Annotated in this window: 11 protein-coding genes; 9 read left to right on the top strand and 2 right to left on the bottom strand. The window is 70.8% G+C overall.

Features of this window, described 5'->3' with window-relative positions:
* Positions 1-146: 146 nt before the first annotated feature.
* The 7 genes from D9V36_RS03065 (at position 147) to D9V36_RS03035 (ending at position 5,368) form a co-directional block, all read left to right on the top strand.
* Positions 147-704 carry an RNA polymerase sigma factor gene (locus D9V36_RS03065; protein WP_129292377.1) on the top strand — a complete coding sequence of 186 codons (558 nt, stop codon included), beginning with the start codon at positions 147-149 and terminating at the stop codon, positions 702-704.
* 104 nt (positions 705-808) lie between these two features.
* Complete coding sequence (locus D9V36_RS03060; RefSeq protein WP_206739588.1) at positions 809-1,639, top strand: hypothetical protein; 831 nt, start codon at positions 809-811, stop codon at positions 1,637-1,639.
* 146 nt (positions 1,640-1,785) lie between these two features.
* On the top strand, positions 1,786-2,427 hold the full coding sequence (locus D9V36_RS03055) for a hypothetical protein (RefSeq protein ID WP_206739587.1): 642 nt from the start codon (positions 1,786-1,788) through the stop codon (positions 2,425-2,427).
* On the top strand, positions 2,427-3,221 hold the full coding sequence (locus tag D9V36_RS03050; RefSeq protein ID WP_129292375.1) for a hypothetical protein: 795 nt from the start codon (positions 2,427-2,429) through the stop codon (positions 3,219-3,221). Before D9V36_RS03055 ends, D9V36_RS03050 begins: the two co-directional genes overlap by 1 nt.
* Positions 3,218-4,123 (top strand): ATP-binding cassette domain-containing protein, encoded by a 906-nt coding sequence (locus tag D9V36_RS03045; protein ID WP_129292374.1) that lies wholly within the window; start codon positions 3,218-3,220, stop codon positions 4,121-4,123. Before D9V36_RS03050 ends, D9V36_RS03045 begins: the two co-directional genes overlap by 4 nt.
* Before the next feature lie 34 nt (positions 4,124-4,157).
* A complete protein-coding gene (locus D9V36_RS03040; RefSeq protein ID WP_241720673.1) occupies positions 4,158-4,526 on the top strand; it encodes a DUF2511 domain-containing protein in 369 nt (122 codons plus the stop codon).
* A 110-nt stretch (positions 4,527-4,636) separates the two neighbouring features.
* Positions 4,637-5,368, top strand: a complete 732-nt coding sequence (locus tag D9V36_RS03035) for a DNA-binding response regulator (protein WP_129292373.1) — start codon at positions 4,637-4,639, stop codon at positions 5,366-5,368.
* Between the two features lie 115 nt (positions 5,369-5,483).
* Here the strand turns inward: D9V36_RS03035 and D9V36_RS03030 are convergent, their stop codons facing one another.
* Positions 5,484-6,233: an ABC transporter ATP-binding protein gene (locus D9V36_RS03030; RefSeq protein WP_129292372.1), complete on the bottom strand. Its 750-nt coding sequence runs from the start codon at positions 6,231-6,233 to the stop codon at positions 5,484-5,486.
* A gap of 2 nt (positions 6,234-6,235) precedes the next feature.
* Positions 6,236-7,039 carry an ABC transporter permease gene (locus tag D9V36_RS03025; protein WP_129292371.1) on the bottom strand — a complete coding sequence of 268 codons (804 nt, stop codon included), beginning with the start codon at positions 7,037-7,039 and terminating at the stop codon, positions 6,236-6,238.
* 646 nt (positions 7,040-7,685) lie between these two features.
* On the opposite strand from D9V36_RS03025, the gene D9V36_RS40655 reads away from it, so the two are divergent.
* Entirely contained in the window at positions 7,686-7,844 is a 159-nt protein-coding gene (locus D9V36_RS40655; RefSeq protein ID WP_164992861.1) for a hypothetical protein, read from the top strand.
* Positions 7,841-8,239: a DUF6415 family natural product biosynthesis protein gene (locus tag D9V36_RS03020; protein ID WP_129292370.1), complete on the top strand. Its 399-nt coding sequence runs from the start codon at positions 7,841-7,843 to the stop codon at positions 8,237-8,239. The genes D9V36_RS40655 and D9V36_RS03020 overlap by 4 nt, the downstream gene beginning before the upstream one ends.
* The last annotated feature ends 593 nt before the right edge of the window (positions 8,240-8,832 follow it).

The raw sequence follows: 8,832 nt of genomic DNA, 5'->3' as shown, positions 1-8,832 counted from the left end.
AATAGGTCCGAACTCGCTTGGCAGTTCTGGCAGTTCGGTGCCACGAGAGCCGCGGTGCGGCGGTTGCCCCGGCACCTACGGCCGAAAATCGAGGATCGTGCCGACGAAGAGTGAACCGAACAGCGCTTTCTTGATACGTACGTGGTGTGAGTTCGGACGAAGCTCTGCTTACCGCCGTCGCCCACGGCGACCAGACCGCCCTACGGGCCCTCTACGAGAGGCATGCTGCCGCCATGCTCCGCCTCATCCGCAGACTCACCTCGGACCAGGGCGTGTCCGAGGAGATCCTGCAGGAGACCTGGCTGGCCGTATGGCGCTCGGCTGAAGGATTCCGCGGCGAATCCTCCGTACGGGGCTGGCTCATGGGCGTGGCCCGACGGCAGGCCCACAACCAGCTCCGCAGATCCCGGCCGCAACTGGCGGACCTGGCCGAGGCTCAGGACGTGGCCGACCCGGCGCCGAGCGTCGAGGACCAGATCGTGGTGGAGTCCGAGCACACCGCGCTACGGGCAGCCGTGCGCGCCCTTCCTGAGCATCTGCGCGAGGTCCTCGCGCTGGTGCTGGTCGAGGAGATGGCCTACCCGGAAGTGGCCACCGCGCTCGCCATCCCGGTGGGTACCGTCAAAAGCCGGATGTCCCACGCGCGAAGGCGACTGGGTAGCATGCTCGCCGCCTCGCGGCTGGAAGGAACGGGACGACGATGAACGAACACTTCGCGGACGACGTCTTGGCGCGTCTGGCATGCCCCGGAACCGTCGCCCCGAGCCACCGGCGGCACTTGGACGGCTGTGCCGACTGCCGTACAAGGATGGCAGTCTGGCAGGGCATCAAGGGCGCGGCGCGCGCGGAGGCAGCGGAACAGACCGTCTCCGTGCCGTCCTTCGATGCCCTGCTGGGGCCCGCGCTGGCCGCTGCCGGTCCCTCCGGCGCAAGTCAGCCGCGCTCCACCGTTCCGGTCTCCGTCGATGAAGCGGATACCGACCCGGTCACGGGCACCGGGCGCGCCCCCGGTCTCGCCCGGCCCTGGCGGACGGCCTGGCAGCTGGCGCTGCGACAGGCCGTGCTGATGCCCAGGATGTGGGCGCCACTGAGCGCGGTCGGCTTCGTCGGCGCGGCTCTTCTGTCGTCGGCGCATGTACAGGAACGGCTCGGCGTGCGCCTGTTCGGTGCGGTGGCGGTGCTGCTGGTGCTGTTGGGAGCGCTGATCGTGGCCTCGCCGCGCCGAGACCCACGGCGTGAGCTGCTGTTCACCCTGCCGGTGCCGCCCGCGGCGGTGTTCCTGGCCAGGCTGACCGTGGTGCTCTGCGTCGACCTGGCGCTCGCGATGGCCTGTTCGGCGCTGGTGCAGGGACCCGGATGGTGGGCGGTGGTCGCAAGCTGGCTCGGCCAGTCGTTGCTGACCGCGTCGCTCGCGCTCGCCTTGGCCGTCCGGTTCGCTCCGGCGGTGGGCGCGGCGGCGGGGGGCGCGTTGTGGATCCTGGGCGTGGTGAGCGGGCCGGGCGGCGTGCTCACCACACCGATCGATGCGTTGTTGGACCCGCTGCTGTCGACGACGCCGTGGACCATGGCGCTGGCCGTGGTCCTGCTGGGATGGGCTGCCTCCACCATGAGGTCGTTCGGCGAGGCCACGCTGGCGTAGCGGGGCACGTGTGTGAACCACTACGGACTCGGCCGCTACGTACAGGGTGCACCGCCGCTCGCAGCCGTCCCCCCGTAGCACGCTGCGAGCGGCGGTGCCACCCCGCGCTCACCGAGAGGCAGGGGAACAACGGGAGGAGCTGCGACATGACCGCTGGGACGTGGTGGGCTCACGAAGTGCGCCGCTGCGGAAGACAGGCCTTCATACTGCCGGGTCTGGCGGTGCTCCTTGCATACGCGGCGGTGGCCGCGGGTCCTGGCGGCGGAACGGTCTTGGGACGTGCGCTGCTGAGCTGCGCGCTCCCCGCCGCCACGGCACTGGCCTGTGCGGCGGCGGTGGCACGGGAGCCGATGCTGGAACTTCATCTGTCGCTGCCCACCCCCTACCCGCGCACCGTCGCTCGCCGTCTGGCCTGGCCCGCCTCCGTCACCGCGGTCGCCGCCCCCGCCCTGGTGGGCCTGGTCGCGGCCACCGGCCACCCCCTCGCCCCCATGGCCGTACTGCTGGAGCTGGCCGGTCTGACCGTGCTGCTGAGCGGTGGTGCGGTGTGGGCGACGGTTCGGACCGGATCGGCCGCGTCCGCCACCGGACTGGTCGTCGCGGCCGTCCTGGCCAAGCTGCTGCTGATCGACCGGGTGGTGCCGGAAGGAGCAGGGCAGGCGCTTCCGGCTCTGCTGGCCGGCGTCTGGCTGACCGCGCTGGCGCTGCGTGCACTCGGCCCGGGCGGACGCTCCGGTGCCCGTCTCGGCCACGGCGCCGGTGCCCACTTCGGCCCTGGGGAGGCGTGATGACCGCCCTGCTGTGGACCCTGCGCTACGAGGCTTTGATGGCGGCCCGCCGCAAGGCCGTATGGGGTGCGGTGCTGCCCCTGGCCCTGCTCAGCCTGCTGCTGGCCGCGACCTCGCCCGTCGTCACCGGACACCACGACCCGGCCGCCCGGGCCGGCGCGGCCGCGGTGCTCGTCAACACCTTCTGCACGCTCGGCGTGGGCATCGCGCTCGCCGACCGGCTGCGCCGCGGCCTCGAAGCGCGCGGCATGACCGAGCTGCTGACCGCCACCCCCGCCGGACCGCTTCCCCGGACCGCCGGGACTCTGGGCGGCCCGCTGCTGACCGCTCTGGCGCCGGTCGCCGCCTCTTTCCTGCTGTACGCCGCGGTGGTCTCGGTGACCGGGGGCTCCATCGCGCCGTTCGGCTCGGCGGTGGTCTCGCTGGTGACGGCTGTGCTCCCGGCGGCGCTGCTGGTCACCGCGTTCGCCGGACTGCTCGGCGTATTGCTTCCGGTGGCCGCGGCGCGCGCCGTCACGGTCGCGGTGTGGCTGTGGGCCTGCCACTTCCCGCCGAACTTCTCGCCGCTGCCCACGGCGACCGGCACCGTCTTCTCGCCGCTCGGCGGCTATCCGCTGGTCGCCTGGGCGCGCGCACCCGAGGTGTGGGCGGCCAGGCAGGGCACCGGAGCGCTGCGTCCCGCGGTCAGTGACGCGACCGCGCTGCTGAACGTCGCCCTCGTCCTCGCGATGGCTGCGGCCTGCTACGCGCTCGGCCATCTCGTCGCCCGCATCAGACGACACGGAGCATCATGAACATCACCACTGAGCGACTGACGATGGTCCACCCCGGCGGCCGCCGCGCGCTGGACACCCTCGACCTCCACATCGAGAGCGGCACCGTCGGACTGCTGGGCGCCAACGGCGCGGGCAAGACAACCCTGTTGCGCATCCTCACCGGTGTGCTGCGGCCCACCTCCGGGCGGGTGCTCGTCGCCGGGCACGATCTGTCGACCGGCGCCGGACTCATCGCCGTCAAGCGCACCCTGGGCTATCTGCCGCAGGAGCTGTCCCTCTACCCCGACCTGACCACACGTGAGTTCCTCGACTACATCGGCGTACTCAAGGGCATCCACGACAAGCGCGAACGCCGCCGTCAGGTCGACGACCGGATCGCCGAGGTCGGCCTGGACGAGCGGGCCGGCGAGCGGCTGGCCGGGTTCTCCGGTGGCATGAAGCGCAGGGTCGGCATCGCGCAAGCGCTGATGGGCGCCCCGTCCGTCCTGATCGTGGACGAGCCCACCACCGGCCTCGACCCGCACGAACGGATGCGTTTTCGCGCGCTGCTCGCCGGACTCGGCCGCGGCCGCACCGTACTGCTGTCCACCCACATCCTCGACGACGTCGCCCAGACCTGCCCCGAAGTGGCGGTGCTCGCCTCCGGCCGGCTGGTCTTCCACGACGCCACCACCGCTCTGGTCAGCCAGGCCGCGGGCTGCACGTACATGTGCCAGGCCACCGGCCCCACCGGCGGGCCGCCGCCCGGCGCCGAGGTGGTGAGCGCCGTGACCACCGCCGGGGGGACTGAGTACCGCATCGTCACGACCACTCCGCCCGCCGGGGCCCGTCCGGTCGAGCCGTCGATCGAGGACGGTTACGCCGCCCTGCTCGGCGCCGACGGCGGGGCCCACCGCACCAGCACTCCGACAGTGAGGTAGCCGACAAGTGATCACGAATAGCCGGTGTTTTACCGTGGCCTCAGCCTTGACGGGGCTGGCGCTGCTGGCCCTGACCGCCTGCGGGGGCAACAGCCGCAGCGACCCCGACACCAAGGATCCCGTACCGCTGCCCAGCCCGACCGCTACCAAGCAGCAGATCAGCGAGAAGAATCTCGGCTACACCTGGCCGTTGACGGTCGACCACGGCACCGCCGAGTGTCGCAAGGGCGACCAAGCCGTCATCACCGTCCCGGACGGCACGACATACGCGCTCAACGACCGTGCCCGGCATGCCGGTTACAGCGACATCGATCCGGTGCGCGTATCCGGCGACAGCGGTGACAAGGTGAGCCTCGGCTCACTGCTCAGCAAGACCCTGAAGCTCTGCCGGGTCGGCAGATGACCGGACACTGGCGGGTCCTGCGCCGAACGCGAGTGTGATCCAGGGCATTGCGTCGCCCACTGACCACGGGACGAACAACACGGGGATCAACATTACGGGGGAACATCGCCTTGCATCAGCACGCTTCGACTACCACCGAGCTCCACGTCCTGGCCCACTCCGGACTCAAGGCACACTTCGACTCACCGCACGCCCCTCTCAGCACGCTCCGTTCCGGCCTGGACTGCATCGACTTCGTCGACGGCGGGGATCTGACCGCACCCGGCCGCGCGCTCGATCTGCCGGTGCTGTTACCGGTCACCAGCGAGTTCCAGGTCGAGGAACTGCGCGCCATACGGGTGCGGCATCCGTTGTCACTGCTCATCGCGGTCACAAGCGACATCTCGGGATACCGGACGTACTACGCGATCCGTTCCGGCGCGAACTTCGTGCTCAACCTCGCCATACCCGGCAAGAGCCAGATCGACATGCTCTACGCACAGCTCCGGGTGCACCGCATGACCAGTCCCGCCGAGACCACCACCACCTGGCTCCAGGCCATCCCGGCCGACCAGGGCGGTCGTCACCACGGTAACGACGACGGCGAGCCTGCGCCCCGTACCGACGTCGACCGCGAGGCCCACATCACCGGAGCACCGCTGAGACCGACCCTCCCCACGTACGACACGGAGTTGATGCGGCTGCTCTGCACGTCCACCACCGTGTCCGAGATTGCGCGGCGCTACTTCTGTTCCGAACGGTCCATGTACCGCCGTATCCGCAGGCTTTACGACGATCTGGGCGTCGGAAGCCGTGCCGAACTGATGTCGCTGCGCCGTGCTCGGCTTGAGCCGACCCGTTGACGGCACGCGCCTGCTGACACACCAAGGGCCGCCTGGACGTGCGCCTTTCGCGTATCCGGCCCTCTGATGGCCCCGTGACGCTCAGTCCCGGGGCCATCAACCGTCCCGCCGCCGGTCAGCGGATGCCCGCATCGGCGGTTTCCAGCAGCCGGAAGAATCCGGCCTCCACGTCCCCGTCGATGGCGAGCCCCGCCAGGGGGCCCTCGTACTGTGTGCGGCCGGCCGCCAGCACGTGCACCCGGTCGCAGACCTGAGCGACCTCTGCCAGCTGATGGCTGGCGATCAGCACCGCTACTCCCTCACCGGCCAGCGAACGGATGATCCCGCGCATCTCGCGGATGCCGACGGGGTCGAGGCCGTTGGTGGGCTCGTCAAGGACGATCAGCCGCGGCCTGGCCAGCAGTGCGACGGCGATCCCCAGTCGCCAGCGCATGCCGAGTGAGTACGCGCCGACCTTCCGGCCCCGCGCGTCGGTCATCTTGACCAGGCGCAGCGCCGGTTCGATCCACTCCTGGGGTACGCCGCGCAGCTTGGCGTGCACCTTCAGCGTCTCGTCGGCCGTCAGCGTCGGCCACAGCCCGGGGACTTCGATCAGGGCACCGACATCGGCCAGCGACTCCCGCCCGACGGGCCTGCCGAAAATCTGGATGCTGCCCGACGTCGGCCGTTGCAGGCCCAGCAAAGCCTTCATGAGCGTCGTCTTACCGGCGCCGTTCGGCCCGAGCAGGCCGTAGACCTCTCCCGCGCTGACCGTGAGGTCCACACCGTCCAGGGCTCGGTGCGAGCCGTAATGCTTGTGCAGCTGGCGGATCGTGAGTGCCGGCGCTGTGTACGCGCCCGATGTTCCCGGTGTCGCCGTGGTCATGGTCAGATCTCCTTACGGTTCATGTGCATACGGCCGATGAACAGCAGAACCGCGGTCAGCACGACGGAGAGGCCCACGGCGAGCGGGATGGCCGACATGTCGGTCACCGGGCTGTCCTTCGGCAGCGGCACTCCGTTGGGCCCGATTCCGGCCAGCGGTAGCACCACCCGCATCGGCCAGGCGAACGGAACGGCGTACCAGAAGACCTTGTCCGAAACGAGTGCCCCGGACAGCAGGCTCGCGACACCCACTCCGATGCTGGGGCCCATGCCCCACACCACCGCGACGAGCACAGCCAGCGCCGTCATGGACAGACCCACCAGCCAGGGCAGATAGACCGCCGCAACCACCGTCCCCATGGCTTCGGGGAAATGTCCGCTGATCACTGCGCCGAGGGAGAGCATCACCAGCAGCACGGTGGAGGAGACAAAGCCCAGGACCCCCAGTGCGGCCACCTTGCCGACGAAGTACCGCCCGCGCGGCACGCCGTACGACAGCAGCAGCCGCCAGGCGTCCTGGTCGGCGCGGACCGACAGCGCCGCCGCCAGGCCCGCGGTCATCGGTACCAGCACGCCCCAGAACTCCAGGGTCACATTGCGGAACACCTCGAAAGTCTGGCCCGCCTTCGCCTCGGAGGAGCCGAGAGCGCCGAGGAAGAGCGGAACGGTGATGATGACAGGGGCGAGGATGTGGTACCAGGGAACGAATCCCCGCTTGTTGCGGGCGAGTTCGGTGCCCACCACCGTCGCCAGCGAGGGGTTGTCGCGCTGCCCGACGGGGGGCGGGGCAGCCGTTTCGTACGCCATGTGTTCTCCTACCTGGCCACTTTCGGTTACCCCATGTACGTAGCGGTGGCCGGTGCTTCGGTTCACCGTCGGGAACGCCCACGGACCGGCTGGCAGCTGGCGGACACCTGACGGCCGACTGCCAATTCCCCTGCCAAAGGGAGCATGCCCGACACCGCGCCGGCGACCTCAAGAAGTGGGCACGCAACCGGCCCCGCGCTGCGGCCGGTACCACCGCTGATGGAGGGGCGCGAATGGTGCAGGCCATGGTGGAGCCGCTCCTGAGTCCGTCTGCACGGGCCGGAGCGAGCCGCCGCGGCACCGCTTACGCACGCCCGAGAAGCGATGGCCGACCCCGGCCGTCTGCGTCGATCACGGCCGGTGGCCGATCGGCCACCGGGTATCTGGCCACCCGGCCCGCCAGCTCCCCGCTCTGGCTCGCCCCAGGCAGGGGGCTCCCAAGTCAGCTAGGCCATGCCCGGCGGATCTTGAAACTCTTCGACAGCAAGCGCCGGGCCTGAGGCTATAGCTGCCTGGTAGCGCCAATCCAGGCCGCGGTCGACGCCCTGGAGTGAATCCCCGCAATTACCCGCAATTTCGTTGAGGACCGAACGGCGGCCTCCGTAGCGTCGAACGACACCGACGCCCAGCAACGGAGGCGGTGCCCATGAGCGCACCCACACCGGAAGGACGTGGCCTCCAGCACCCTGCCTTCGGCCGGCCCTCTCCGGCGCTGATCGCCCGCGCGCACCGCGGCTACGCCCGGTTCCTCGCCCAGGCCACCCCGGACGACCACACCCTCGATGCCGCAGCGCGGCGCCGGTGAGCGGCACCCACACCGGGCTCAACGACCCGCACGGCCTGATCGAAGCCGATCTCCCCCTCGACCGGGAGTTCCACAAGGGCCTGGTCAAAGCTGTGCTGGGATGGACCGGCAACCCCGGCCTGCCGCCCGCGGACCTCCACCAGATCGCCCTGCTGCTCACCGGCGCCGCCAGCACTGTCGCCGCCGACGTTCGCCGCGCCGCGGACCTGCTGCCCGAAGACCACGCCGCCCGCGCCCTTGCTGACATCGTCCTCGAGGAAGCCGACCGGCGCTTGTCCGTCCCGCTGGAGGGCACCGCGCGCTGCGCCCAGGGCCATGCCCGGCTCGTGCGCGCCCTGTACGAGCGCCTGGACCGCGTCACCAGCGTCGCACCCCAGACCGTCACGACCCCCTGAGACCACCGCGCACCCGGACGAGACCTGTCTGCCGGGTGCGCGGTGCACGGCACCACGCCCGGCCCAACCCGGGCCGGGCGAGCACCACTCGACACCGAGAGGGGCACCACCGTGAGTACCGCAACGACGACCGCAACGACCGAGCTGAGACGGTTCCTGACCATCACCGGCCGGCGCTTCGCCAACGGCCAGTCGGCACCCGAGATGTTCTCCCCGGCCGTGGACGCGGCCTGGCGCGAACTGCTCAGCACCCCGCAGTACGCGGCTCTCTGCCACGAGACCGCCGGCCGGCCGATCGGCCACGCCGCCACAGGCGGCCGCGGCCCGATCTCCTGGGTCACCGCCTACGAAGAGGCGTACGGACCACTGCCGGAGATCTGGTTCACCGACGCCGACGGGAACGTCGACCAGGACGCCATCGCCCACTACCGCGCCACCGGCACCGTGGTCGCCGAGTGGGACTGCGCCCCGATCGGCGGCGACGACGTCGCGCCCGACCGCCGGCCGGAGACCGCCCGCCGCACCACGCCGGCGCCCCGGCCCACCGCCGGGGCGCTGCGCCTCGTCGAGGCCAGCACCACCCGCCCGACGAC

The sequence above is a fragment of the Streptomyces lydicus genome (genome assembly GCF_004125265.1).
GTDB lineage: Bacteria > Actinomycetota > Actinomycetes > Streptomycetales > Streptomycetaceae > Streptomyces > Streptomyces lydicus_C.
This window is presented reverse-complemented; position numbering and strand designations above follow the sequence as displayed.

Coding starts and splice junctions, on each gene's coding strand:
- D9V36_RS03060 (WP_206739588.1), top strand. CDS start 809: ATGGCAGTCTGGCAGGGCATCAAGGGCGCGGCGCGCGCGGAGGCAGCG.
- D9V36_RS03055 (WP_206739587.1), top strand. CDS start 1,786: ATGACCGCTGGGACGTGGTGGGCTCACGAAGTGCGCCGCTGCGGAAGA.
- D9V36_RS03050 (WP_129292375.1), top strand. CDS start 2,427: ATGACCGCCCTGCTGTGGACCCTGCGCTACGAGGCTTTGATGGCGGCC.
- D9V36_RS03045 (WP_129292374.1), top strand. CDS start 3,218: ATGAACATCACCACTGAGCGACTGACGATGGTCCACCCCGGCGGCCGC.
- D9V36_RS03030 (WP_129292372.1), bottom strand. CDS start 6,233: ATGACCACGGCGACACCGGGAACATCGGGCGCGTACACAGCGCCGGCA.
- D9V36_RS03025 (WP_129292371.1), bottom strand. CDS start 7,039: ATGGCGTACGAAACGGCTGCCCCGCCCCCCGTCGGGCAGCGCGACAAC.
- D9V36_RS40655 (WP_164992861.1), top strand. CDS start 7,686: ATGAGCGCACCCACACCGGAAGGACGTGGCCTCCAGCACCCTGCCTTC.